Origin of the sequence: Flavobacterium psychraerolatum (assembly GCF_025960985.1) — a bacterium.
Taxonomy (GTDB): domain Bacteria; phylum Bacteroidota; class Bacteroidia; order Flavobacteriales; family Flavobacteriaceae; genus Flavobacterium.
Map to the genome: position 1 here is coordinate 1 of NZ_JAOQMX010000059.1, position 24,183 is coordinate 24,183.

The 24,183-nt window shown below is 34.4% G+C and carries 23 protein-coding genes; 6 read left to right on the forward strand and 17 right to left on the reverse strand.

Annotated features, from left to right (window positions below; translation table 11 throughout):
* Positions 1-322 precede the first annotated feature (322 nt).
* On the forward strand, positions 323-1,084 hold the full coding sequence (locus M2326_RS16125) for an NUDIX hydrolase (protein ID WP_264620575.1): 762 nt from the start codon (positions 323-325) through the stop codon (positions 1,082-1,084).
* 293 nt (positions 1,085-1,377) lie between these two features.
* Positions 1,378-3,405 carry a site-specific recombinase gene (locus tag M2326_RS16130; protein WP_264620576.1) on the forward strand — a complete coding sequence of 676 codons (2,028 nt, stop codon included), beginning with the start codon at positions 1,378-1,380 and terminating at the stop codon, positions 3,403-3,405.
* 219 nt (positions 3,406-3,624) lie between these two features.
* On the opposite strand, the gene M2326_RS16135 is transcribed toward M2326_RS16130, so the two are convergent.
* The 17 genes from M2326_RS16135 to aspS all read right to left on the reverse strand — a co-directional run bounded on the left by M2326_RS16135 (position 3,625) and on the right by aspS (position 21,064).
* Complete coding sequence (locus tag M2326_RS16135; protein ID WP_264620577.1) at positions 3,625-4,839, reverse strand: MFS transporter; 1,215 nt, start codon at positions 4,837-4,839, stop codon at positions 3,625-3,627.
* A gap of 176 nt (positions 4,840-5,015) precedes the next feature.
* The gene (locus tag M2326_RS16140; protein WP_264620578.1) at positions 5,016-6,386 is read right to left on the reverse strand and encodes an NADH-quinone oxidoreductase subunit N; all 1,371 of its coding nucleotides are present in this window, start codon (positions 6,384-6,386) and stop codon (positions 5,016-5,018) included.
* Between the two features lie 131 nt (positions 6,387-6,517).
* Complete coding sequence (locus M2326_RS16145; protein ID WP_264620579.1) at positions 6,518-7,954, reverse strand: complex I subunit 4 family protein; 1,437 nt, start codon at positions 7,952-7,954, stop codon at positions 6,518-6,520.
* A gap of 9 nt (positions 7,955-7,963) precedes the next feature.
* Positions 7,964-9,847 carry an NADH-quinone oxidoreductase subunit L gene (gene nuoL / locus M2326_RS16150; protein ID WP_264620580.1) on the reverse strand — a complete coding sequence of 628 codons (1,884 nt, stop codon included), beginning with the start codon at positions 9,845-9,847 and terminating at the stop codon, positions 7,964-7,966.
* A gap of 6 nt (positions 9,848-9,853) precedes the next feature.
* Positions 9,854-10,174, reverse strand: a complete 321-nt coding sequence (nuoK, locus tag M2326_RS16155; protein WP_264620581.1) for an NADH-quinone oxidoreductase subunit NuoK — start codon at positions 10,172-10,174, stop codon at positions 9,854-9,856.
* A 1-nt stretch (position 10,175) separates the two neighbouring features.
* Positions 10,176-10,688, reverse strand: a complete 513-nt coding sequence (locus M2326_RS16160) for an NADH-quinone oxidoreductase subunit J family protein (RefSeq protein WP_264620582.1) — start codon at positions 10,686-10,688, stop codon at positions 10,176-10,178.
* Positions 10,688-11,233 (reverse strand): NuoI/complex I 23 kDa subunit family protein, encoded by a 546-nt coding sequence (locus M2326_RS16165; RefSeq protein ID WP_264620583.1) that lies wholly within the window; start codon positions 11,231-11,233, stop codon positions 10,688-10,690. The genes M2326_RS16160 and M2326_RS16165 overlap by 1 nt, the downstream gene beginning before the upstream one ends.
* Before the next feature lie 220 nt (positions 11,234-11,453).
* Positions 11,454-12,506 carry an NADH-quinone oxidoreductase subunit NuoH gene (gene nuoH, locus M2326_RS16170; RefSeq protein ID WP_264620584.1) on the reverse strand — a complete coding sequence of 351 codons (1,053 nt, stop codon included), beginning with the start codon at positions 12,504-12,506 and terminating at the stop codon, positions 11,454-11,456.
* Positions 12,506-13,555 (reverse strand): NADH-quinone oxidoreductase subunit G, encoded by a 1,050-nt coding sequence (locus tag M2326_RS16175; RefSeq protein WP_264620585.1) that lies wholly within the window; start codon positions 13,553-13,555, stop codon positions 12,506-12,508. The genes nuoH and M2326_RS16175 overlap by 1 nt, the downstream gene beginning before the upstream one ends.
* An 83-nt stretch (positions 13,556-13,638) precedes the next feature.
* Positions 13,639-15,006 carry an NADH-quinone oxidoreductase subunit NuoF gene (gene nuoF / locus M2326_RS16180; RefSeq protein ID WP_264620586.1) on the reverse strand — a complete coding sequence of 456 codons (1,368 nt, stop codon included), beginning with the start codon at positions 15,004-15,006 and terminating at the stop codon, positions 13,639-13,641.
* Position 15,007: 1 nt separating this feature from the next.
* On the reverse strand, positions 15,008-15,538 hold the full coding sequence (locus M2326_RS16185) for an NADH-quinone oxidoreductase subunit NuoE family protein (RefSeq protein WP_264620587.1): 531 nt from the start codon (positions 15,536-15,538) through the stop codon (positions 15,008-15,010).
* Positions 15,539-15,588: 50 nt separating this feature from the next.
* A complete protein-coding gene (locus M2326_RS16190; RefSeq protein WP_264620588.1) occupies positions 15,589-16,827 on the reverse strand; it encodes an NADH-quinone oxidoreductase subunit D in 1,239 nt (412 codons plus the stop codon).
* 35 nt (positions 16,828-16,862) lie between these two features.
* Positions 16,863-17,384 (reverse strand): NADH-quinone oxidoreductase subunit C, encoded by a 522-nt coding sequence (locus tag M2326_RS16195; RefSeq protein WP_264620589.1) that lies wholly within the window; start codon positions 17,382-17,384, stop codon positions 16,863-16,865.
* A gap of 5 nt (positions 17,385-17,389) precedes the next feature.
* Entirely contained in the window at positions 17,390-17,938 is a 549-nt protein-coding gene (locus M2326_RS16200) for an NADH-quinone oxidoreductase subunit B (RefSeq protein ID WP_239863020.1), read from the reverse strand.
* Between the two features lie 105 nt (positions 17,939-18,043).
* The gene (locus M2326_RS16205) at positions 18,044-18,409 is read right to left on the reverse strand and encodes an NADH-quinone oxidoreductase subunit A (protein WP_264620590.1); all 366 of its coding nucleotides are present in this window, start codon (positions 18,407-18,409) and stop codon (positions 18,044-18,046) included.
* Positions 18,410-18,638: 229 nt separating this feature from the next.
* Positions 18,639-18,833 carry a cold-shock protein gene (locus M2326_RS16210; RefSeq protein ID WP_108739554.1) on the reverse strand — a complete coding sequence of 65 codons (195 nt, stop codon included), beginning with the start codon at positions 18,831-18,833 and terminating at the stop codon, positions 18,639-18,641.
* A gap of 482 nt (positions 18,834-19,315) precedes the next feature.
* The gene (gene aspS, locus M2326_RS16215) at positions 19,316-21,064 is read right to left on the reverse strand and encodes an aspartate--tRNA ligase (RefSeq protein ID WP_264620591.1); all 1,749 of its coding nucleotides are present in this window, start codon (positions 21,062-21,064) and stop codon (positions 19,316-19,318) included.
* 220 nt (positions 21,065-21,284) lie between these two features.
* On the opposite strand from aspS, the gene M2326_RS16220 reads away from it, so the two are divergent.
* The 4 genes from M2326_RS16220 to M2326_RS16235 all read left to right on the forward strand — a co-directional run bounded on the left by M2326_RS16220 (position 21,285) and on the right by M2326_RS16235 (position 24,049).
* A complete protein-coding gene (locus tag M2326_RS16220; RefSeq protein ID WP_264620592.1) occupies positions 21,285-21,632 on the forward strand; it encodes a toxin-antitoxin system YwqK family antitoxin in 348 nt (115 codons plus the stop codon).
* Between the two features lie 181 nt (positions 21,633-21,813).
* Positions 21,814-22,161, forward strand: coding sequence for a toxin-antitoxin system YwqK family antitoxin (locus tag M2326_RS16225; protein WP_264620593.1), 348 nt, complete (start codon positions 21,814-21,816; stop codon positions 22,159-22,161).
* Between the two features lie 183 nt (positions 22,162-22,344).
* Positions 22,345-23,619: a Y-family DNA polymerase gene (locus M2326_RS16230; RefSeq protein ID WP_264620594.1), complete on the forward strand. Its 1,275-nt coding sequence runs from the start codon at positions 22,345-22,347 to the stop codon at positions 23,617-23,619.
* On the forward strand, positions 23,609-24,049 hold the full coding sequence (locus tag M2326_RS16235; protein WP_264620595.1) for a LexA family protein: 441 nt from the start codon (positions 23,609-23,611) through the stop codon (positions 24,047-24,049). Before M2326_RS16230 ends, M2326_RS16235 begins: the two co-directional genes overlap by 11 nt.
* The last annotated feature ends 134 nt before the right edge of the window (positions 24,050-24,183 follow it).

The window sequence follows — 24,183 nt, forward strand, 5'->3', positions numbered from 1 at the left end:
TTAGATTTAAATATAAGAAAAAAGGAGTAGAAATCCATAGATATCTACTCCTTTTTATGTGTCAATTTATTAGAAAGACTTTTTCAGTGCCCTCGGCTGTACACTATATCTTTTTTGGGGCAGAAAAAGCCCCAAAAAAGGATGTCGCTTCCATCCTTCACGCACAATAGTGGGTACGTATGAAGTTTCTAGTCTGCATCATTTTGCACTTTGCAGTTGGGTCGAAAATCATTAGTCAAAAACCATTAAATTTTCTTTATAGAGAGTAAAAATCTTTATATTTGTGTACAGCACAAAAGTGTGACAAAAGGAATGTCAAAATATGGACTTTAGAAAAATAAATAACTTATCGGTTGATTGTGTCATTTTTGGTCTAGGGTCAGAGAATCTTAACGTTTTACTTCAAAAACGAAGCTTGAATCTCTACAATGAAAATTACCCCGTAATTGATGATTGGGTTTTGCCTGGCGAACACGTATTTAAAAGTAACAGCTTAGGGCAATCGGCAGATAAAATTTTAATAGAAGTCACAAACAATCATTTTGCCAACAAAAAACAATTTAGAACCTACGGAAGTCACAGACGGGTAAAATCGGATAAAGATTTATTATGGGTACGTAGTCGTGGTGGCGAAGCCCGAACCATTACCGTAGTATATTACTTAACCATGCCAATCAACACTATTGAACTTGCCGAGAATAGTAATTTCCGATGGTTTCCAGTAGAATCCTTACCAGAGGTTGGATTTGATCACCAATTGATTATCAACGATTGTTACGAAGATTTAAAATCTAAAATTACTACGGAACCTATTTTGTTTGATTTGGTACCGGTCAAGTTTACTTTAAATGAATTGCAAACTGCTTTTCAAATTGTATTGAACATTGAATTGGATAATAGAAATTTCAGAAAAAAAACAATCAGTAAAGCCTACATTGTGCCCCTTGACGATAAACGGAAGGTGGCTGGTTCCAAAAAACCATCCAAATTGTATATGTTTAGTAAAGATGTTTATGAGAAAATAGCCGAAAATGATTTTATGATCGGAACTATTTTGGTTATGATATTGAAGCTCTTTCTATAATCTATTTTATACTAATCAAATTGACGTCTTTTTTAGACGAGAATTTTACCATTTTTTAATACAATAATGTTAAGTTGTATACGTAGTTTCCGATTCCTATCTAAGGCTTTTGTTTCCTCTTTTAATGCTATTATTTTTTTATTTTAATCTTGTTTTTATTGAGAATTAGGTCTTTTATGGGGTTATTTAATGATAAATATTTAGTTTGAAATGCTAGTGTTTGTATAGTTTTATTTTATACTTTCGAACAAGTAAAGAATTGATTTTTTATACTAATTAATTCATTTCACTATATGAATGTAAGGCACAAATTTCAACAGGATAAAACGATTAAGGAACTCTTTGAGAATCATTTCGATAAGGGGATGTATGCTGATGAACAATTATTATTTCTTGTCGATTTGATTCATGTTTTTAGACCCAAAAAACCAAATCAAGTGGAGCAGGTTTTTTTGACCGAATTCATAGATTTTTTGGAATGTAATCCAAATTACATCACGCTTTTTAGAGATTATTTCAAAACAGTTATAAGCAAAAATAAATTCTCTAGATTGTTGACCGATTCGGGAATATTAAATGATAACCATTTTTTCAAAGAAATAAAGAAAAGATTATTTGAGAAATTTTTGCCTTTCCAACCTGAGAAAGGCACACTTCAATTTGTATTAAATCAAGTTTTTTATCTTAGTACCGATCCGATTTGGATTAATAAAATCCCTTATGAACAAATAATTGTCGTTTATCAATTGTTGGGTTTTACAGATATTTATGAAAATATAAAACAAGAAACCCCTTTTTCAGAAGTTGTAATTGCAATGCAAGTTCTAGCTCAAAGAATGAGTGGGAGAGCGCTTGAAAATGACGTGATCAAGATGGTCCCGGAATATTCTAATTTCGAAAGTCCATTTTTGGGTTTTGAGAAAGAGTTAAGTCAGTTGGAGGTAATTGTTCGTGCCAATAATTGCCATTATATTCCTTCGACCGAATTGGTGTATAAGCAAGTTTTATTGCTTCATAAACAATGCAATGATTTTGTGGACAAAGCTTTTTTAAACAGTTCGAAATTTGGAATTTCATTGTCCGTAAACCAAAATCTACTGCGTATTAGGCAACAGTTAGTTCGTATTAGAGAATTACTACCGCTCTTAGTGGTGGAAAATGAAGAAGGTAAAAAGAGAAATAGTACGCTGGTTTTACTAAAACTCATTCGATACAATTGTTATAAAAATAATATCCGAAAGCTTTTTCTCGAAAGTACACAATTAATATCATACGAGATTACGCAACATACAGCAAAATCAGGTCAAAAGTATATTACAGATGGGTACAAAGAATATTTTTCTATGTTCTACAAAGCCATAGGTGGTGGATTTATAGTGGGATTTTTATGTTTGTTTAAATTGCTATTTTCTCGAATAGAAACCTCTGCTTTTGGACATGCTTTTTTTTATAGTTTGAATTATGCTTCGGGTTTTATTCTTATTTTTTTATTGGGTTTTACATTAGCTACTAAGCAACCTGCAATGACGGCTGCTACTATTGCCCAAGCCTTGGATGAAGGCATGAAAAAAAAGAATCAAGCCAAAGACAAACATACCCTTTTTGCCAAATTATTTGCTAGAATTTTTAGAACGCAATTTATTGCATTTGTAGGTAATGTTCTTTTTGCTTTTCCCGTGTCGCTTTTTTTAATTTGGATATTGGATGTTGTTTTGGGAGTGAATTATGCCGAAGCGAGAGCCGGAAAACTAATCAATGATTTAAATCCAATACATTCATTCGCTATTTTTCATGCTGCTATTGCTGGAGTTTATTTATTTTTTTCTGGAATTATTTCTGGAAATATAGCTAATAGAAATAAACATTATCAGGTTGCTTATCGAATTCAAGAAAATCCATTTTTGAAACAAACATTTGGGATTCAAAAAACCAAAAAAATTTCCAATTGGGTCGATGCCAATTGGGCAGGAGTCATCTCCAATATGTGGTTTGGAGTTTTTCTGGGTAGTACGGCATCTGTGGGAATGTTTTTTGGAATTACCTTAGACATTCGTCACATTACTTTTGCCAGCGGAAACTTTGCTTTAGGGCTATATGGTAATCATTTTTTAGTAAATTTTTGGTCTTTATTTTGGTCTTTGGTAGGTATTGGTTTGATTGGTTTTATCAATTTTATTGTTAGCTTTTCATTGTCTATGTTTTTGGCTCTGCGTTCAAGAAATATTCCTTTTTCGGAATTAAGATTGTTGAATACTTCTATTTTTTATTATTTCAAACGAGCTCCGTTGAATTTCTTTTTCCCATTAAAAGATAAAGTATAGGTGATGGAATGGTGTAGTTTTTCTACTCTTGCATTAGGGATAGGAGCAATTGTTTGAGCTCTTATGGTGCAGCGATAGCGCAACCATAAAGCGAGTGTGGATAGCCCGACCGAAGGGAATGCCCAAATAAATCAAGCCGAATTTATTTTAGTCAAAATTGTGAGGCATAAAGCGGATATTCTATAGATATTACAATTCTCAAACTTGGTGATGATTAGACTATTGCAAAGCTTTAACTCTAGAGACCAAAAACGCTATGATTAGTCCGAATATGCCAATAAATGCAAAAGAAAAACGTAATCCAAAAAGTTCAGCAGTATAGCCAATAATAGGAGGTCCTATCAAAAAACCTAGAAAACTTACACTAGTGACCATAGCAATGGCCTCGCCAGGAGGAATATGAGGAGTTTTTCCAGCTACACTGTAAAGTGTAGGGACAATAGTAGAAACGCCTAGTCCAACTAACATAAAACCAGCTGTGGCAGGAATTAAATAAGGGAAAAATACAGCGGTAAACAATCCGGTCGAAATCAGTAAGCCGCTGATTTGAATTACTTTTTTGCGTCCAAATTTGGTGATTAATCCATCTCCCAAGAAACGTCCGGTGGCCATCATTATCATAAATGACGTGTAACCTAAAACGATTAGTGGCCCAGGGACTTTTACTATTTCTTCAAAATAGACACCACTCCAGTCGAACATAATTCCTTCGCTAGCCATACAACCAAAACCGATAACCCCCAATGAAAGTAATGCTGGGTCTGGTTTGGTGAACAATTTTTTCTTTTCGTCTGTCTTTTTATATTCTTTGGCTTTGATGAGGTATTTGTAATTGAAACCCACTAATACTAAGACTAGGAGTGCTACAATCGAAAAGTGTTGAAAAGGTGTCATCTTATAGGCCAACATTGCGATACCAATTAGTGCCCCAGTAAATCCTGCAAAACTCCAGACACCATGAAAGGAGGTCATAATGTTTTTATTGAATAGTTTTTCGGTATAAACACCTTGTGTGTTTGCAGCTATACTGTTCATATTACCACACATTCCAAATAGGTACAAACCAAAAGCCAATTGCCAAGAAGTCGTCGCAGACCCCATAAAAGTTAAAAAAGCACCATACATAATCAAGGAAAATAATACCAGTCGATGACTACCGTAGCGAGTGACTAGCCTCCCCGAGAAAGGCATCATTGTTAATTGTCCTAATGGAAGCGCTAGTAAGATGCTTCCAAGGTCAGCTGGACTCAAATCTAATGCTATTTTAATATCTGGAATTCTACTTGCCCAAGTAGCAAAACATAGTCCCATTCCAAAATAGAAAGAAGATACTGCCCAACGAATGCGAGTCAAATACGAATGTTTGGCATTTCTAAAACTTTTTTTAATCTTTCCTTGTGCGCTAAAATTGCCTATGAAGTTTAATCGAATCAAAATAGTTGTTTTGCTGTTGAAGGTGCAAAAATACGAAAGCTGGTATTGAGAAAGACGAATTCTTAAATTGGATTTTTGATTTTAACGTTTTAAAATTTCATAAAAAAAAGCAGCCGAAATAATTTTCGGCTGCTTTAATATAATTGAGTTCCTGTTATAAAACAGAATAAAACGTTTTAAGCTAATAAATCCAATACTAATGATGGGAAGAAACCTAATGCTATATTAAGCACAATAGCAATTACTGCAACGGCATAGATAACAAACGGAGTAGCTGTTCTAGTTTCGTTGGGTTCTTTGTTGTACATCGCAAGGATTAGTTTGAAATAATATCCTACACTGATGATGGAGTTGATTACTGCTACAATTACTAACGAGATATATCCTGCCTGAATAGTTTGATTGAATAAAAACAATTTGGCAAAGAAACCTGCAAAAATTGGAATACCTGCCATAGACAATAATGATGCTGTTAATATAGCAGCCAACAATGGGTTTGTTTTACCTAAACCATGGAAGTTATTAATGTCTTCATTATTCTTGTTGTAGCAAACGTACAGTATAACACTAAAGGCTGCGATACCTGCCAAAGCATAAGCTGAGGTATAATATAATAAAGTTCCTGCTGCATTGGTTACATTCAATAAAGTCATTAACATGAAACCTGCATGTGAAATTCCTGAAAAGGCCAACATACGTTTGACATTTACCTGACGCAGCGCCATAATATTACCAACGGTCATAGATGCCATTGACACAATTACAATAACCAATTGGAATTGAGTCGAAATTTCTGCATTCATTGCTGTTAATAGTTTAAATAATGTAGCAATGGCTACCACTTTGGCCAATGTACTCATTAAGGCAGTTGTCAATGCTGGAGAACCTTCGTACACATCTGGAGCCCAAAAGTGGAAAGGTACTGCTGCAATTTTAAAGAACATTCCAATAGTCACTAGTATGATTCCGATAGGAAACCAAACAGGTAACTCTGCGGAGTAAGATAATTCACTTATTTCAGTTACATCAAAAGTTCCCATTGCTCCGTAGATCAAACAGATTCCAAATAATATAATTCCAGAAGCAAATGATCCCATCAAGAAATATTTCATTCCCGCTTCATTACTTTTAATATTTTTTCTATCGCTTGATGCTAAAACATATAAGGAAATAGACAATACTTCGATTCCTAAAAAGAACATCGCTAAATTTCCAAAAGAAACCATGGCAACTGCTCCAGAAAGTAAAAAGAGTTTGATAGCTATAAAGTCAGAAAGTTGCGTTTGATGATGCTCATAGAATTTATGACTCAAAGCAATCAAGAATATCGTTAAAACAATAAACAAGGCAGAGAACGAAGTTGAAAACTTGCTCACGATAATCATATTATTGTAATAAGCTGCTGGAGAATTGAATTCAGAGATATTCAATCCCAATACAGCCAACAATCCAATAATACTAATTGGAATAATTGCTTTTCTAAAGTCGAAAATCTCCAATATTAGGCATAAAATACCTAGTCCTACTATAGCTATTAATGTATTCATTGTTTGAATTTTTGATTCTGGTTTTAATACCTAAATCTTTTATTTTTATATATTAATTCTTCTGTAAAAGAGTATTTTCTTTTTCAATCGCTTAATCTGAAATCAAAAATCGTTACTCTTCAATCTGAAATCTATCTATTAATCACCGTTAAGATATGTTCTAAACTCGGTGTTATCAAATCATTAATCGGTTTTGGAAACAATCCAAAAACAAACAATACCGCAACGATAAGAACCAATGCTAATCCTTCGTTGAAATTTACTTCGGCAAAAGGTTTAGCGTTTGTTTCACCCAACATTACGTGTTGGTACATTTTCAACATATAATATGCTCCAAGGATAATCGTTGTTCCACCTAAAACGGCAAACCAAACATTAATTTGTGATAGACTGTATAAAACAGTAAACTCACCTACAAAGTTAAAGGTCGTTGGCAAGGCAACCGATGCCAAAACCAAAATTAAAAACAAGGAAGCAAATTTGGGAGTTTGAGTACGAATACCACCCATTTCGGTAATATTTCTTGTTTCATATCTTCTATAAATTATTTCAGCTACAAAGAACAAGCCAACTACTACAAAACCGTGTGCTATCATTTGTAAAACGGCACCACGTAGACCATCAAGATTCAAGGCATAAGCACCTGCTGCAATCAACCCAACGTGTGCTAGAGAAGAGTAAGCTAATAATTTTTTTAAGTCTTTCTGACGTAAAGCTACAATAGATCCGTAGATAACACCTGCAATTCCTATTCCGATTAGGATATCCATATACTCTTTTGCAGCAATTGGTGCAATTGGCAATTGCCAACGAATAACACTGTACAATCCCATTTTCAACATGATACCTGAAAGTAACATTGTTCCAACAGTAGGTGCTTTTTGGTACACCTTCGCTTGCCATGTATGAAAAGGAATTAATGGTATTTTAATGGCATACGCTAAAAAGAATGCGGCAAAAATCCATGTTTGTTCTTCACTGGTTAAATCAAGTGCATATAGATCTTCAATCATGAAGCTTCCCGCTTTTTGGTATAAATATACAAAAGCAACGAGCATGAATAAAGAACCAGCTAGAGTATAAATAAAGAATTTCACGACTGCTTTCTTGCGTTCTTCAGCATCGCCATTCCCCCATATCAAAGCAATAAAGTAAATTGGAATTAACGCTAATTCCCAGAATATATAATATAAAAGTCCGTCAGCAGCCAAGAATGTTCCAGCCATGGCAAAAGCCATAAACAAAATCAAACTGTAAATACTTTTGGCATTTTTAAATTCTGTTCCAAAAGAAGAGAAAATAATAATTGGAGTTAAAGCGGTAGTCAGTAGCAACATTGCTATAGACAAACCATCTGCTGCTAGTGCAAACGAGATTTTAGGTTGATTAATCCATGGTGCAACAAAGTTAATGTTTTCACCAAGGTTAAAACTGTTAAGTAATGCAACGCTAATTCCTAGCGCTGCCAAGCTAAAAAGTAAAGCTACTTTTGATGCTAATTTATCGCCTGATAGAAAGGTTAAAAAGGAACCAACTAAAAGAATTATTAATAGAAGAGATACATTCATAATATATGATTATTGAGCTAAAAATAAGTAGGTTACTATGGCACAAAGTCCCAAAACAAAGAATAATACATACAAGCCAATACTTCCGCTTTGTATTTTTTTACCTTGATACCCTAATTCGTTCGTTATTTTACCAAGTCCCAAAACGGCAGATGATAATCCAGTTTCTACTTGGTCTCTGAAAAAGTTAGATAAACTATTGATAGATTTTACAAAAATAAAATCATACGCTTCGTCTACATAATATTTGTTGTACAATGTTTTGGCAAAACCAGTAATGCTTTCATCCGATTCTGGAACTTGATTTTGTTTCAAGTACTTAGAGTAAGCAATTCCTATTCCAACCAATCCACCAATAACAGCAATTGCCATTAAGGAGTATTCTTGTGTCCCAAAGTGATGTGCTTCGTGTACTTCTTTAGCAAACAATGGTGACAGATAGCCGTTCAGCCAACTATTTGAAGGTAAACTAATCAATCCACCTATTGCAGCTAAAATTGCCAAAATAATTAATGGAAACGTAATCAAAGCTGGACTTTCATGTAAATGACTTTTTTGTTTTTCAGTACCTCTAAAATCATTGAAGAAAGTAAGGTATAACAAGCGGAACATATAAAAAGCAGTCAATAGCGAAGCCAAAGATGCAATAAACCATAGTATTTTATTATGCTCGAATGCCACCATCAAAATTTCATCTTTCGAAAAGAAACCTGAGAATGGAGGAATTCCTGAAATCGCCAATGAGGAAATTAAAAAGGTGAAGAAAGTAACTCCCATCCATTTTTTCAACCCACCCATTTTGCGCATGTCTTGTTCTCCGTGCAAAGCATGAATAACAGAACCAGAACCCAAGAACAAACAAGCTTTGAAGAATGCATGTGTGATTACGTGGAAAACTGCAACTTCATAAGCGCCCAATCCTAATGCCAAAAACATTAAACCTAATTGAGAAACGGTAGAGTAAGCTAATACTTTTTTGATGTCTGTTTGTACCAATGCTATTGTTGCCGCTACCAATGAAGTAACTGCCCCAACAATGGCGATGATGTTTTGAACATCTGGAGCCAAATCAAATACATAATTCAAACGCGTAATCATAAAGATACCTGCTGTTACCATGGTTGCAGCGTGAATCAAAGCCGAAACAGGCGTTGGTCCAGCCATTGCATCCGGCAACCAAGTATATAACGGAATTTGTGCTGATTTTCCACAAGCTCCAATAAATAGACAAAAAGCAGCAATAGATAAAGTAGTTACGTCTAAGTTTGTCGCTCCTGAAATAGCAACTTGTAAACTATTGTAATCTAAAGTTGAGAACATCGATCCCAAGATGAATATCCCGATCAACAATCCTAAATCTCCAATACGGTTCATGATAAAAGCTTTCTTAGCTGCATCGTTGAAGTCTTGGTTTTTATGCCAAAATCCAATTAATAGATAAGAACATAATCCAACACCTTCCCAACCAATGAACAAAACCAATAGGTTGCTACCCATTACCAACGTTATCATGAAGAAGATAAACAGATTCAAATACGCAAAGAACTTGTGCATATTCTCATCATCATGCATATAACTGATAGAGTAGAGGTGAATCAAAGAACCAATTCCGGTAACGAACAACAACCATAGAACTGAAAGTTGGTCCAATAAGAAACCAAATTCTACTTTGAAGTTGCTAATCTGAATCCAATCAAACAATTGAATCTGAATCGCTTCTTGACTTGCGTTAATGCGAGTGAAGAAACATAAAGTAACAGCAAATGATAGAGCTACGGTTAATGTACCTAGTATTCCAGAAGCTGTTTTGCCTATGCTTTTTCCGAAGAAAATATTAAATAAAAACCCTAAAAAAGGAGCTAATAATAAGAGTAAAGCTAAATTTGTATCCATTATAGTTTATCCTTTTAAATTTTTTAATTTATCGATACTAATTGTACCCATGTTCTTAAATATTGAAACCAATATTGCTAGTCCTACAGCAACTTCCGCAGCGGCAACTGCCATCGAGAAGAATACAAAAATTTGACCTTGCGGATCTTGGTGATAAGTAGAAAAAGCTACAAATAACAAGTTAACCGCATTCAACATAATTTCGATCGACATAAATACAATAATAGCATTTCGTCTGTACAAAACCCCACATACACCAATACTAAAAAGTATTACAGAAAGGAAAATATAATTCTCGATTCCTATTTCGTTTAAAATATTACTCATATTAGTTTTCTGATTTTTCTTTCTTAGACAATAATACTGCACCAATCATCGCTACCAGAAGTAATACAGAAGCAAATTCAAAAGGAACCATGTATTCGTTTAGTAATACTTTACCAAGGACTTTAATCGATTGGTAATCTTCACCTGTAGAGGTATATTCACCAACAATTGGCTTAGAGTTAATGAAAACTAGTATCAAAACAATACAGATTAAACTAAAAGCTACAATAGCTCCCAAGCGTGTAATCCTTGGGCGATGCACTTCTTTCTTTTCGTTCAAATTCATTAACATGATGGTAAACAAGAACAAAATCATTATTGCTCCCGAATAGACAATTACGTGTACAATTGCCAAAAACTGGGAATTCAATAATAAGTAATGACCTGCAATCGAGAAAAAACAAATTACAAGGTATAGCGCACTGTGAATCGGACTTCTACTAAACACGGTCAAAAAAGCCGTTGCCAAAGTAATAGCAGACAAAACACAAAATATAATAAGTACTGTTGACATTAATTAGCGTTTTTAAGTTGAGTATTTTGCATTGCTACATCAAGTGGCATTACCAATCTATCTTTTCCAAAGATGAAATCTTCTCTCTCATAGCTTGAAGGAACCAATACTTTTGAAGTTGTCAAATAAACTGCATCCTTAGGACAAGCCTCTTCACACAAACCACAAAAAATACAACGCAACATATTGATTTCATATATTTCCGCATACTTTTCCTCACGGTACAAGTGTTTCTCATCCGCTTTACGTTCTGCCGCTTTCATAGTAATAGCTTCTGCAGGACAAGACAAAGCACACAGTCCACAAGCAGTACAGTTTTCTCTACCTTGCTCATCGCGTTTCAACTGGTGTTGTCCACGATACACAGGGCTCATTTCACGTACTTGTTCAGGATACTGAATCGTAACTTTTCTGGAGAACAAATGCTTTAGTGTAATCCACAATCCCTTAAAGATTGCAATGATGTACATCCGTTCCAAAAAACTCATCTCTTTGTGCGAGACTTGCTTTTTTCTTCCCGATAAGGATATGGTTTCTATTGCCATTTTTGTTTAATTTATTTTTTTGTAGCTATTCCTGCTATCCGCTATATCTATTGTTCCACTATCGCTTCACAACAGGATGTCGCTTCTATCAGGGCTAGGGCATTGTGCTATTAATTATATTTAAATTTCAATTTCAAGATCTATTTTTAAATCTTCACAACTTAAATGTTCTTATATCTCTTATAGGATTTAAAAAACTTATATGTTTTTCAATCATTTATTAAAATCCCAAAAACACTGCAATCTCTGCTCTTAATATCACAATACCAGTAATAATGATATTAAATATTGATAATGGAATTAATATTCTCCATCCCAAATGCATCAATTGATCGTATCTAAATCTTGGAATCGTCCATCTTACCCACATATAGAAAAAGATGAAGAAACATATTTTTGCAAATAATACTCCAATTCCGATTACGTTTCCAATATTTACCCCCCAGTTTTCAACAACCCATTGCATTCCAGGATAGTTATATGCTCCAAAGAACAATACAGCTAAAATTGTAGAAGAGATAAACATATTTGCATATTCAGCAAAAAGATAGAAACCCATTTTCATCGATGAATATTCGGTATGGTAACCTCCAATTAATTCAGTTTCACATTCTGCTAAGTCAAATGGTGTTCTGTTTGTTTCTGCGAAAGCACATATCAAAAAGATAAAGAATGAAAGCGGTTGGTAAAATACATTCCAATTCATTCCAGATTGTTGTGCTGCAATTTCTCTCAAACTCAATGTTCCTGTCATCATCAACAGAGCGATGATTGATAATCCCATGGCTACTTCATAAGAGACCATTTGTGAAGCTGCACGAACCGCTCCAATCAAAGAGAATTTGTTGTTTGATGCCCATCCACCAATCATGATTCCGTAAACTCCTAAAGATATTACTCCAAAAACGTATAATAAAGCAACGTCAATATCTGTTGCTTGCAAGATAACATCTCTACCAAATACATGAATTTTATCTCCCCAAGGTATAACAGCACTTGTCATTAATGCGGTACTCATGGCAATTGCTGGGCCTACGTAAAACAAAAACAAGTTAGGAGTATTTGGTTCAAATTCTTCTTTTGCAAACAATTTCAAACCATCAGCAAGAGGTTGAAGAATTCCACCTTTACCAGCTCTGTTTGGACCAATACGGTCTTGTAACCAAGCGGCAACTTTACGCTCTGCCAAAGTAGAATACATTGCCATTACCATTGTAATTGCAAATACTACTAGGATAACGATGCTTTTTTCTATTATAAATGCACTATCCATTATTTATCAGAATTTAATTTTTGACCGTCAATTTTTTCATCATAACCAATCTCAGACATACTAATTTTTTTACGGTCGCCTTCTCTACCTTTTAAAATTCCTTCTTCAGTATTGATTGTTACCGTTTCTAATTTTTGAGTGTAATTATTTTGATTGATAACCGAATCTTTTTCGAATTTTCTTGGTCCTTCAATAACCCAGTCAGAGGGTTGTTTGTGGTCAAAACGACAACTGTTACAAATGAATTCTTCTACTTCATGGTACTCATCTTTACGACCTGTAACACGCTGAATTTCTTCACCAAACATCCAAAGTGTTGTTTTTCCACAACATCCTGGAGTCGTACATTCTCTGTGTGCATTATAAGGTTTGTCAAACCAAACTCTCGATTTGAAACGGAAAGTTTTATCTGTCAAAGCACCAACTGGGCACACATCAATCATGTTTCCTGAAAATTCATTGTCAATGGCTTTAGAAATACAAGTCGAAATATTCGCGTGATCTCCTCTGTCCATTACTCCGTGTACTCTGTTATCTGTCAATTGATCGGCAACTTGCACACATCTTTGACATAAAATACAACGGTTCATATGCAGTTGAATATTCGGACCAATATCTTCTGGTTCAAATGTTCTTTTTTCTTCGATAAAACGAGTTTTTGATTTCCCGTGCTCAAAACTTAGATTCTGCAAATCACATTCTCCTGCTTGATCACAAACTGGACAATCCAACGGGTGGTTGATTAACAAAAACTCCGTAACAGATTCTCTTGCTTCACGCACTCTGTCTGAGTTTTTACTATTGATTTCCATTCCGTCCATGCAACCTGTAACACACGAAGCCATTAATTTTGGCATCGGCCTTGGGTCAGCATCACTTCCTTTTGCAACTTCAACCAAACAACAACGGCATTTTCCACCGCTCCCTTTTAGTTTTGAATAATAGCACATCGCTGGCGGAACAGATTCTCCACCTAACTTACGTGCTGCTTGCAAGATGGTTGTTCCTGCTTCAACTTCAATCTCTTGACCGTCTATTGTTACTTTCATCGTAATTTTTGTTTTTTTAGTTTAAGGTTTAAAGTTTCAGGTGCGGGACGTGAAACTAAAAAAACTTGAAACTTGAAACTATTTTATACCGTTTGTTTCGTTACCAAATGCTTTACTTGCGAAAATGGTTCTGCTACAAAGTGATTTCTATTTTTAATTTTTTCAGGGAAACGAATGTGATATTCAAATTCTTCTCTAAAATGACGAATAGCTGCTGCTACTGGCCACGAAGCCGCGTCACCTAATGGACAAATCGTATTTCCTTCAATTTTAGATTGAATACTCCATAGCAATTCGATATCTTCTTCACGTCCTTGACCGTTTTCAATTCTCCATAAAACTTTCTCCAACCATCCAGTTCCCTCACGGCAAGGCGTACATTGACCACAACTTTCGTGGTGGTAAAAACGAGAAAAATTCCAAGTATTTCGCACGATACAAGCAGTGTCGTCATAAACTATAAAACCTCCCGAACCCAACATAGATCCTGTTGCAAATCCACCGTCACTTAACGATTCGTAAGTCATCAAACGATCTTCACCGTTAGTTGTTTTATAAATCAAATCAGCTGGTAAAATTGGCACCGATGATCCACCAGGAATCAAAGCTTTTAATGGTCTGTCAGAATACATTCCGCCCAAATATTCATCTGAGTTCATAAACTCATCTACTGTTAATCCTAATTCGATTTCGTAAACGCCAGGATTTTTTACATGTCCTGAAGCCGAAATTAATTTAGTTCCAGTAGAACGTCCTATTCCAATTTTTGCATAATCATCACCTGAATTGTTAACAATCCAAGGCACAGAAGCAATTGTTTCCACATTATTTACAACCGTTGGGTTGGCCCATAATCCAGAAACTGCTGGAAAAGGTGGTTTGATACGTGGATTTCCTCTTTTTCCTTCCAAAGATTCGATCAAAGCCGTTTCTTCACCACAAATATAAGCTCCGGCACCACAATGAACGTGTAGTTCTAAATCGTAACCAGATCCTAAGATGTTTTTTCCTAACCACCCCGCTGCTTTCGCTTCAGCAATGGCTCTTTCTAATATTTTGTAAACCCACATATATTCTCCACGAATGTATATATAGGATAGATTCGCTCCCAAAGCAAAACTAGAAGTAATCATTCCTTCAATCAATAAGTGAGGAAGAAATTCCATCAAATAACGATCTTTGAAAGTTCCTGGTTCAGATTCGTCGGCGTTACATACTAGATGTCTTGGTTTTCCTGATTTTTTGTCAATAAAACTCCATTTCATTCCAGCAGGAAAACCCGCTCCACCACGACCACGAAGTCCTGATTTTTTTACTTCTTCAACTACTTCGTCCGGAGTCATGGCTTTCAAAGCTTTCTCAACAGAGGCGTAACCACCTTCTTTGCGATAAACCTCGTAAGTTCTGATTCCTGGAACGTTGATTTTCTCTAATAATATTTTTTTTGACATATTATTTATCGTGTAATATTATTTTATTATCTCTACAATCGTCAATAATTTGATCGATTTTATCTCTGGTCAAATGTTCTTTATAAAAATCACCTAATTGCATCATTGGAGCGTAACCACAAGCGCCTAAGCACTCTACACCACGTACTTCAAAAAGTCCATCAGAAGTTGGTTCTCCTATTTTTACACCTAGTTTTTCACAAGTATAATCCATTAAATCTTCTGTTCCTCTCAAGCAACAAGAAGAAGTTTGGCAAAATTCAAACATGTATTTTCCAATAGGTCTGCGGTTGTACATTGTATAAAATGTAACGACCTCATAAACTTCTACTGGTTTAATATGTAAAATTTCGGCAACTTTATCCTGTAATTCAATGCTTAACCAGTTTTCATGTGCATCTTGTGCTTCATGCAAAACAGGCAATAAGGCTGATTTACGTTTGTCTGCTGGATAATGACTTATCAATTCATTGATACGTGCCATTAATTCAGGAGTAATGTTTATTTCTTGTTTGTAATGTGTTTTTTCCATTTTCTTTTAAATCTGCGATCAAAAATCGTTAATCTGCAATCTGAAATTTTTTATGCGTCTAATTCTCCAGCAATTACATTTAAACTCGAAAGAATAACAATTGCATCGGATAACAAAGCACCTTTTATCATATCCGGATAGGCTTGGTAGTAGATAAAACAAGGTCTTCTAAAGTGCAAGCGGTAAGGGGTACGACTTCCGTCAGTAATTAGATAGAATCCTAATTCACCATTACCACCTTCAACAGGATGATAAATCTCTGCAACTGGAACAGGAACTTCACCCATAACAATTTTGAAATGGTAAATTAAAGACTCCATATTGTGATAAACATCTTCTTTTGGAGGAAGGTAATAATCAGGAACTTCAGCATGATATTCGTTTCCAGCTGGCATTTTAGCCAAAGCTTGACGAATGATACTTAAACTTTCCCAAACCTCGGCATTACGAACACAAAAACGGTCGTAAGTATCACCTGATTTCCCTACTGGAATTTCAAAATCGAAATCTTCGTAAGAGCTGTAAGGTTGTGCAACACGTACATCATAATCGACACCAGCTGCACGCAAGTTTGGACCTGTAAATCCGTAAGCCATTGCTTTTTCAGCAGTAATTGGTCCTACATTTACTGTTCTATCAATAAAAATTCTGTTTCTTTCGAATAGGTTTTCGAATTCTTTCCAAGCTGGAGGGAATTCTTCAAGGAATGTATTTAATAATTCGAATGCCTTTGGAGTCCAATCTCTTTCGAAACCACCAATTCGACCCATATTTGTAGTCAAACGAGCACCACAAATTTCTTCGTAGATTTCATATACTTTTTCTCTAAATTGAAAAACATATAAGAAACCAGTATAAGCTCCAGTATCTACACCAAGAATAGAGTTACAAATAATATGGTCTGTAATCCTTGCTAATTCCATTACGATAACACGTAAGTATTGCGCACGTTTCGGAACTTCAACTCCTAAAAGTTTTTCTAAAGTCATCCACCATCCCATATTGTTGATAGGAGAGGAGCAATAGTTCATTCGGTCAGTAAGTGGAGTAATTTGGTAAAAAGGACGATTTTCAGCAATTTTTTCAAACGCACGATGAATATATCCAATTGTTGGTTCCGCTTCTATAATGCGTTCTCCATCCATCAACAAGATATTTTGAAAAATCCCGTGTGTTGCTGGATGAGTTGGCCCTAAATTCAGAATTGAAAGCTCACTTCCATCCTCATTTAGTTTCTCTTTCATTATTTTAGCATAGCGATGCTCTGGTGGTAATAATAGTTCTGACATTTATAGTATGTGAAAAATTATATTTTTTATGTTTTCTAGTTATTACTAGCAGTTCTTCCAAAGAAACGGTCATCTTTATCGGTTCGTCCGCCATCTTCTAATGGGAATTCTTTTCGCATTGGAAAAGATACCATTTCATCCATGTTTAAAATTCTTTTCAACTGTGGATGTCCAACAAAGTCAACACCATAAAAATCATAAGTTTCTCTTTCCATCCAATTGGCTGAAGGGAAAATAGTGCTTATTGTTTTAATTTCTGGGTTTTGTCCGTTGATGAAGGTTTTAATTCTAATTCTAGTATTTTCATACCAGTTGTGCATATGGTAAACAATTGCCATTTGTCTCTCTTCTTCATTATCTGGGTAATGTACTCCACATAAATCGGTTAGAAAGTGAAAACGCAATTCGGTATCATTTTTCAAAAAAAGAATTATAGCACTTATTTTTTCAGCAGGAACCTCCACGGATAGTATATCTCTTTCTTGTCTGAATATAAAAGGGATATCGCTGAAAGTAGCTGATAATTTGTCTTGAATTTGAGCTGTTTCTAATGCCATTGTAATTATTTGATATTATATGAAGCTAATAATTCTTGGTATTCTGGAGAACTTCTGCGTCGTACAGATTCTGACTTTACTAATTCTTGTAATTTCATTACTCCATCGACAATTTGTTCTGGTCGTGGTGGGCATCCGGGTACATATACATCTACGGGAATCACTTTGTCAATACCTTGCAAAACAGAGTAAGTGTCAAAAACACCCCCTGAGGAGGCACATGCTCCAACGGCAATTACCCAACGAGGTTCTGCCATTTGCTCATATACTTGACGTAAAATTGGCCCCATTTTTTTTGAAATAGTTCCCATTACCATCAACATATCTGCTTGTCGTGGAGAGAAACTTACACGTTCAGAGCCAAATCGAGCTAAATCATAATGTGAAGCCATAGTTGCCATGAACTCTATACCACAACATGAAGTTGCAAAGGGTAAAGGCCAAAGAGAATTGGCTCTAGCCAATCCAACCACATCATTTAGCTTGGTTGCAAAAAAACCTTCTCCAACCACGCCTTCTGGTGGCGCAACCATATTTGTTTTAGATTCAGTCATTTTATTTTTTAGATTTAGGATTTAGATTTAGGATTAAACCTAAAACGGAATCATTTATAAATCGTAATTCTTGATTTTATTCTCATCACTACTGAGATACAAGTTTTATTCCCACTCCAAGGCTTTCTTCTTGATGATATAGAAAAATCCAACCAAGAGTAAAAGCATGAATATGATCATTTTTATTAATCCTTCTATTCCTAGTTCTTTGAAATTAATTGCCCAAGGATATAAGAAGATAACTTCTACATCAAACAAAACAAATAATATAGCTACCAAGAAATATTTTACTGAGAAAGGAATACGTGCATTACCTACGGATTCTATACCACACTCAAAGTTGATATTCTTTTTCTCAGATCTTCTTTTTGGTCCCAGTTTTCCAGAAACAACTATGGTTCCGGCAACAAAACCTACTGCTAATAAGCATTGCATTAGGATTGGAATGTAGTTTGATTGATCGGTAAGCATATTTTTGTTATATTTTTATTTAATATAGTCGCAAAGATAGGACTCAGTAAGCGAAAACACAACATTAGAAATGGATTAAGTTGTAAAATTTTGCCAATTTTTACGCTATTTATAATTTTTCTACTTAAGGGTTTTTTCGTATTAATTTTAAATTAGGTAAAAAAAAACGTCCCAACATATGTTGGAACGTTTTTAAGCATTCTTTGGTAATAAAAAATTAATTTTATTCTTAGATAACTGCTACTTGAGCTGCAACCTTACCTTTTCTTCCTTCTTCTTCTTCGTAACTTACTCTGTCACCTTCGCGTAATTCTTCCGCGTTGATTCCTGAAGCGTGAACGAAAATGTCTTTTCCTGTTTCTTCGTCTGTAATGAATCCGTAACCTTTAGACTCATTGAAAAATTTAACTGTACCTGTACGCATTGTAATAGTAATAATAATTTATAATGTGGCAAATGTAATATTTAATATAATACGAACACTACAAATGTGTGTTTTTTTGCAAAAATAATTGATTTTCAGCGTATTCTGTTATGGGGAGACTGTTTGTTATCTATTAAATACATTTTTTTGGGTGCTTATTTTGTCTTTTGTTGTGTTATTTATCTTCTTTTTTTCTTTTTTAATATGATTTTTTTAAAATTATGTTTTTATAGGTTTTTTTGTTTCAAGTACATTTATTAAGTAAGTTTATTAGAATTAGGAAACTTTTTGTCGTTTATAGTTGTTTGACAGGGTGTTTGATAGTGGTGTGTGTTTAGTTATTTATCTAAAAATAATTGGCTGTAGTATTTTCTATAAAAATAAAAACCGAATCTTACTCCAGTTTGAATTAAGATTCGGTTTTTGTTTTATAAATGTAAGAGGGCTATTTTGAAATTTGTTTTCAAATAGTGTTTTCAATTTTATAGACCCAGTTGAATGTGTAATTCTTTTAACTGTGTTTTGTCTATTGCTGATGGAGCATCAATCATGACATCTCTTCCTGAGTTGTTTTTTGGAAAAGCAATAAAATCTCTTATGGTTTCTTGTCCGCCTAAAATTGCTACTAAACGATCTAATCCAAAAGCCAATCCTCCGTGAGGTGGTGCTCCATATTGAAAAGCATCCATCAAGAATCCAAATTGTGCTTTAGCATCTTCGTCGCTAAATCCTAGGTACTTAAACATTAACTTTTGAGTTTCTTTGTCATGAATTCGAATAGAACCTCCTCCGATTTCATTTCCATTCAGTACCATATCATAAGCATTGGCACGAACAACTCCTGGATCAGTTTCCAGTAAATGCATGTCTTCGGGTTTAGGTGATGTAAATGGGTGGTGCATAGCGTGATAGCGTCCGCTTTCTTCGTCGAATTCTAATAAAGGGAAGTCTACTACCCATAGTGGAGCAAATTCTGCCGGATTTCTTAATCCTAAGCGTGTTGCTAATTCCATTCTCAATGCAGATAGTTGAGCTCTTGTTTTATTGGCGGGTCCAGATAATACCAAAATCATATCTCCAGCTTCAGCGCCGGTGATGGTTGCCCATTTTGCCAAATCGTCTTGATCATAGAATTTGTCTACAGATGATTTGTAAGTTCCATCTTCATTACATTTTACATATACCATTCCGGATGCACCTACTTGTGGACGTTTTACCCATTCGATTAAGGTGTCGATCTCTTTTCGGGTATAATTTCCTGCTCCTGGAACCGCAATTCCAACTACCAATTCGGCAGCATTAAATACGGGGAATTCTTTGTGTTGTGCTACTTCATTTAGTTCCCCGAATTTCATCCCAAAACGAATGTCTGGTTTGTCATTTCCGTAGGTTTTTATGGCATAGTCATAGGTGATTCTTGGGAATTTATCTACTTCAATACCTTTAATTTCTTTTAATAAATGACGAGTTAGTCCTTCGAAAATATTCAAAATATCTTCTTGTTCTACGAAAGCCATTTCGCAATCGATTTGTGTAAATTCGGGTTGTCTGTCGGCACGTAAATCTTCGTCACGGAAACATTTTACAATCTGAAAATACTTATCCATTCCGCCGACCATCAATAATTGTTTGAAAGTTTGTGGAGATTGTGGTAAAGCGTAAAATTGACCTTCATTCATTCGTGATGGAACAACAAAGTCTCTTGCTCCCTCAGGAGTTGATTTAATTAAATAGGGTGTTTCTACTTCACAGAAATCCAAATCAGAAAGATACTTTCGTACCTCCATTGCTACTTTGTGACGGAATAATAAACTGTTTTTTACTGGATTTCTTCTAATATCTAAGTAACGATATTTCATGCGGATGTCTTCACCACCATCAGTTTCGTCTTCAATAGTGAAAGGAGGGGTTAGTGCCGCATTAAGGATGTTTAATTCAGTAACTAATATTTCGATTTCTCCTGTAGGGATGTTTTTGTTTTTGGCTTCACGCTCAATAACTTTACCTTTAATTTGAATAACGAATTCACGTCCTAAGGTTTTTGCTAATTCGAATACCGTTTTATCGGTACGACCTTCATCAAAAACCAGTTGAGTAATACCGTAACGGTCTCTCAGATCTACCCAGTTCATAAAACCTTTGTTTCTAGATTTTTGTACCCAACCTGCAAGCGTAACTTCTGTGTTTATATGTGAGGCGTTGAGTTCGCCGCAATTATGACTTCTATACATATCAAAATTTTAGATTATTTGTCTTTTTGGACACGGGTGCAAATTTAGGACTAATTATGAAGATAGGATTGTGTTTTGGATTTTTTTGTTAGCCTTTTCGATGATAGTCATTATTTTCAATGTTAAGTTTTTATATATGTTATCAAATTGTTATCAAATTGTTTTTTTAATGTAAACTAAGGCCGTATATTTGTTAATATAACCACTAAAGCTTTAAAAGATGAAAAAATATATATTATTAACGCTATTGTTGATTTCTGGAATGGTATTCTCACAAGGTATAAAGCCAAAATTAGAAGTTGTTGGAAAACAAGTAAAGGCTACCTATTATCATGATAACGGAAAAGTAATGCAAGAAGGCTTCTTTAAAAATGGACAACTTCAAGGAGAATGGATTTCATATGATTTAGATGGAAATAAAACAGCTACTGCTACTTATGATAAAGGTCAAAAGGTTGGGAAATGGTTTTACTGGAATAGTAAATCATTGAATGAAGTTGATTATGCGAGTAACAAAGTTACCTCTGTAAGAAACTGGAAACGAGATCCTATCGTAAATGAAGATTAGCAAATAGTTTGTTTTAAATTGAAAAAGACTTTCGTAAAAAGGTGCGGAAGTCTTTTTTGTTTTAAAACTTAATTCCAATGTTAAGTTTTAATCAATGTTATCAAATTGTTACCAAATTGTTTTTTTAATGTAAAAATTGTTTTTATATTTGAATCAATAAATAAATTAAACCATTTAGACTATGAAAAAATATATCATATTAGGAGCAATGCTTATTTCAGGAATGTTATTCGCAAACGAAGGAAAACCAAAATTGGAAGTTATTAAAGATAATATGGTTTTGGCAACTTACTATTATGATAATGGTCAAGTACAACAAAAAGGAGCGTTCAAAGACGGGAAATTACAAGGAGAATGGGTTTCTTATGATGAAAATGGAAAGAAAATAGCTATAGCAGAATATAATAATGGCGAAAAAGTTGGAAAATGGTTTCATTGGTCTCAAGGAATGTTGAACGAAGTAGATTATTCGAACAACAGAGTAGTAGCGGTAAAAAGCTGGAAAAAAGATGCATTGGTGAATAATTAATAAAACAAAAAATAAGTTTTTATATAAAATGTAAAACCCCAAAAATCGCTTGATTTTTGGGGTTTTGTTTTGATGCCTTTTGTATCTGAAATTTATTTTGATCGTCATAGTGAGTTATTAACAACTTCAAAAATTAACAATTCAACCTGCATGCAATGACTGTTGTTTGTGTAGTTTTGTATTATGTATGCACTAGTAGATTGTAATAATTTTTATGCTTCCTGTGAACGTGTTTTTCGTCCAGAATTGAACGGAAAGCCTGTTGCTATATTGTCTAATAATGATGGTTGTGTGATTGCGCGTAGCAACGAAGCTAAAGCAGTTGGAATTCCTATGGGAGCGCCAGCATTTCAAATTAAATCAATCGTTGAACAACATCAAGTTCATATTTTTTCATCTAATTATGCACTTTATGGTGATTTGAGCCGAAGAGTGATGGCGATATTAGAACAATTTACTCCTAATCTTGAAATTTATAGTATTGATGAAGCATTTTTGAATTTTGATGGACTCACTATTGAAGATTATCATGATTACGGAATTCAAATAAAAAAAAGAGTGCAGAAATGGGTTGGGATTCCCGTTTGCATTGGGTATGCTCATACCAAAGCATTGTCTAAGGTCGCTAATAAAATTGCTAAGAAATTTCAAGATAGGACAGGAGGTGTTTATGTTATTGATACTGACGAAAAACGTATCAAAGCCTTAAAATGGACAAAAATTGAAGATGTTTGGGGAATTGGGTATCGTACTATTAAAAAAGTAAAAGCTCGAAACATTCATACGGCCTATGATTTTATTCAAACGGAACATGCGGTTTGGATAAAGAAAGAAATGGGAGTGATTGGAATGAGGTTAAAATATGAACTTGAAGGAAATTCGGTGTTGGAGTTGGAACCAATTGTGGAACAACAAAAATCTATTACAGTGACTCGTAGTTTTCCTAAGCAACTTGTCGATTATGATTTACTACGAGAAAGAATAACCACTTTTGCAGTTGTTTGTGCCGAAAAATTACGACGTCAAAAATCTTGTTGTCATACCATTATAGTGATGTTACTAATAGATAAGCATAGTGTAGATACTACTAAATATTATTTTAATGCTGCTATTCACTTGCCGTTTGCTACCAATTCTAGTTTGACTATTGCCAATGCTGCAGTAGATTTATTTAAAAAATTGCACAAAGGAAATGAAAATCTTCGTTTCAAAAAAGCAGGTGTTGTATTAGGAGAACTCATTGACGACGATAAAAAACAATTTCAACTCTTTGACGATGAAAATCCAAAACACTTAGTATTGATGAAAACGATTGATAAGCTCAATAAGAAAATAGGGCACTCGAAAGTAAAGCTGGGCACTCAAAATTTGAATTTAACGTGGGATATGAAACAAAATCATTTATCACCCAAATACACTACTAATTTTAATACTATTCTTGAAATAAATGTCTGCTAAGAAACAATCTAAACTAAATTTCTATAAACCTGATTATGAAAGTGATTTGAGAATTCCTTTTATTCCTGATGGGGTTTCTGCAGGTTTTCCTTCACCTGCAGCAGATTTTATAGAAAATAACATTGATCTAAATAAAGAATTGAGTGAGAATCCACTGGCTACCTTCTACATTAAAGTCAAAGGTAATTCTATGATTGATGCAGGAATAGAAGATAAAGACGTACTAGTTGTTGATAGGAGCTTGGAACCTACAAACGCTAAAATTGCAGTCTGTTTTGTTGACGGCGAATTTACAGTCAAACGAATTCAATTAGAGAAAGACTGTTTGTATCTAATGCCTGAAAACAAAGAGTATCCTCCTATAAAAATTACCGATGAAAACGAACTCATAATTTGGGGGATTGTTACTTATGTAATTAAGAAGATCTAATGCTTTAAAGAAGAAAGTAAATGTAATTATTGCTTTTTTTTTGTCTAGTCCTAAATAAACGATACAGATTATTGGGATAAAAATAATTAATTAAACACTTGCAAGAACGTTTTTTCAAGTGTTTTTTGTTTTAT

Excerpts from the sequence above, each read along its gene's own strand:
- nuoK (WP_264620581.1), bottom strand. The coding sequence starts at position 10,174 with ATGAGTAATATTTTAAACGAAATAGGAATCGAGAATTATATTTTCCTT.
- nuoF (WP_264620586.1), bottom strand. The coding sequence starts at position 15,006 with ATGTCAAAAAAAATATTATTAGAGAAAATCAACGTTCCAGGAATCAGA.
- nuoH (WP_264620584.1), bottom strand. The coding sequence starts at position 12,506 with ATGGATAGTGCATTTATAATAGAAAAAAGCATCGTTATCCTAGTAGTA.
- M2326_RS16160 (WP_264620582.1), bottom strand. The coding sequence starts at position 10,688 with ATGTCAACAGTACTTATTATATTTTGTGTTTTGTCTGCTATTACTTTG.
- nuoL (WP_264620580.1), bottom strand. The coding sequence starts at position 9,847 with ATGGATACAAATTTAGCTTTACTCTTATTATTAGCTCCTTTTTTAGGG.
- M2326_RS16125 (WP_264620575.1), top strand. The coding sequence starts at position 323 with ATGGACTTTAGAAAAATAAATAACTTATCGGTTGATTGTGTCATTTTT.
- aspS (WP_264620591.1), bottom strand. The coding sequence starts at position 21,064 with ATGTATAGAAGTCATAATTGCGGCGAACTCAACGCCTCACATATAAAC.
- M2326_RS16230 (WP_264620594.1), top strand. The coding sequence starts at position 22,345 with ATGTATGCACTAGTAGATTGTAATAATTTTTATGCTTCCTGTGAACGT.
- M2326_RS16195 (WP_264620589.1), bottom strand. The coding sequence starts at position 17,384 with ATGGCATTAGAAACAGCTCAAATTCAAGACAAATTATCAGCTACTTTC.
- M2326_RS16220 (WP_264620592.1), top strand. The coding sequence starts at position 21,285 with ATGAAAAAATATATATTATTAACGCTATTGTTGATTTCTGGAATGGTA.
- M2326_RS16165 (WP_264620583.1), bottom strand. The coding sequence starts at position 11,233 with ATGGCAATAGAAACCATATCCTTATCGGGAAGAAAAAAGCAAGTCTCG.
- M2326_RS16130 (WP_264620576.1), top strand. The coding sequence starts at position 1,378 with ATGAATGTAAGGCACAAATTTCAACAGGATAAAACGATTAAGGAACTC.
- M2326_RS16190 (WP_264620588.1), bottom strand. The coding sequence starts at position 16,827 with ATGTCAGAACTATTATTACCACCAGAGCATCGCTATGCTAAAATAATG.
- M2326_RS16140 (WP_264620578.1), bottom strand. The coding sequence starts at position 6,386 with ATGAATACATTAATAGCTATAGTAGGACTAGGTATTTTATGCCTAATA.
- M2326_RS16210 (WP_108739554.1), bottom strand. The coding sequence starts at position 18,833 with ATGCGTACAGGTACAGTTAAATTTTTCAATGAGTCTAAAGGTTACGGA.
- M2326_RS16175 (WP_264620585.1), bottom strand. The coding sequence starts at position 13,555 with ATGAAAGTAACAATAGACGGTCAAGAGATTGAAGTTGAAGCAGGAACA.
- M2326_RS16145 (WP_264620579.1), bottom strand. The coding sequence starts at position 7,954 with ATGAATGTATCTCTTCTATTAATAATTCTTTTAGTTGGTTCCTTTTTA.
- M2326_RS16185 (WP_264620587.1), bottom strand. The coding sequence starts at position 15,538 with ATGGAAAAAACACATTACAAACAAGAAATAAACATTACTCCTGAATTA.
- M2326_RS16200 (WP_239863020.1), bottom strand. The coding sequence starts at position 17,938 with ATGACTGAATCTAAAACAAATATGGTTGCGCCACCAGAAGGCGTGGTT.
- M2326_RS16235 (WP_264620595.1), top strand. The coding sequence starts at position 23,609 with ATGTCTGCTAAGAAACAATCTAAACTAAATTTCTATAAACCTGATTAT.
- M2326_RS16205 (WP_264620590.1), bottom strand. The coding sequence starts at position 18,409 with ATGCTTACCGATCAATCAAACTACATTCCAATCCTAATGCAATGCTTA.
- M2326_RS16225 (WP_264620593.1), top strand. The coding sequence starts at position 21,814 with ATGAAAAAATATATCATATTAGGAGCAATGCTTATTTCAGGAATGTTA.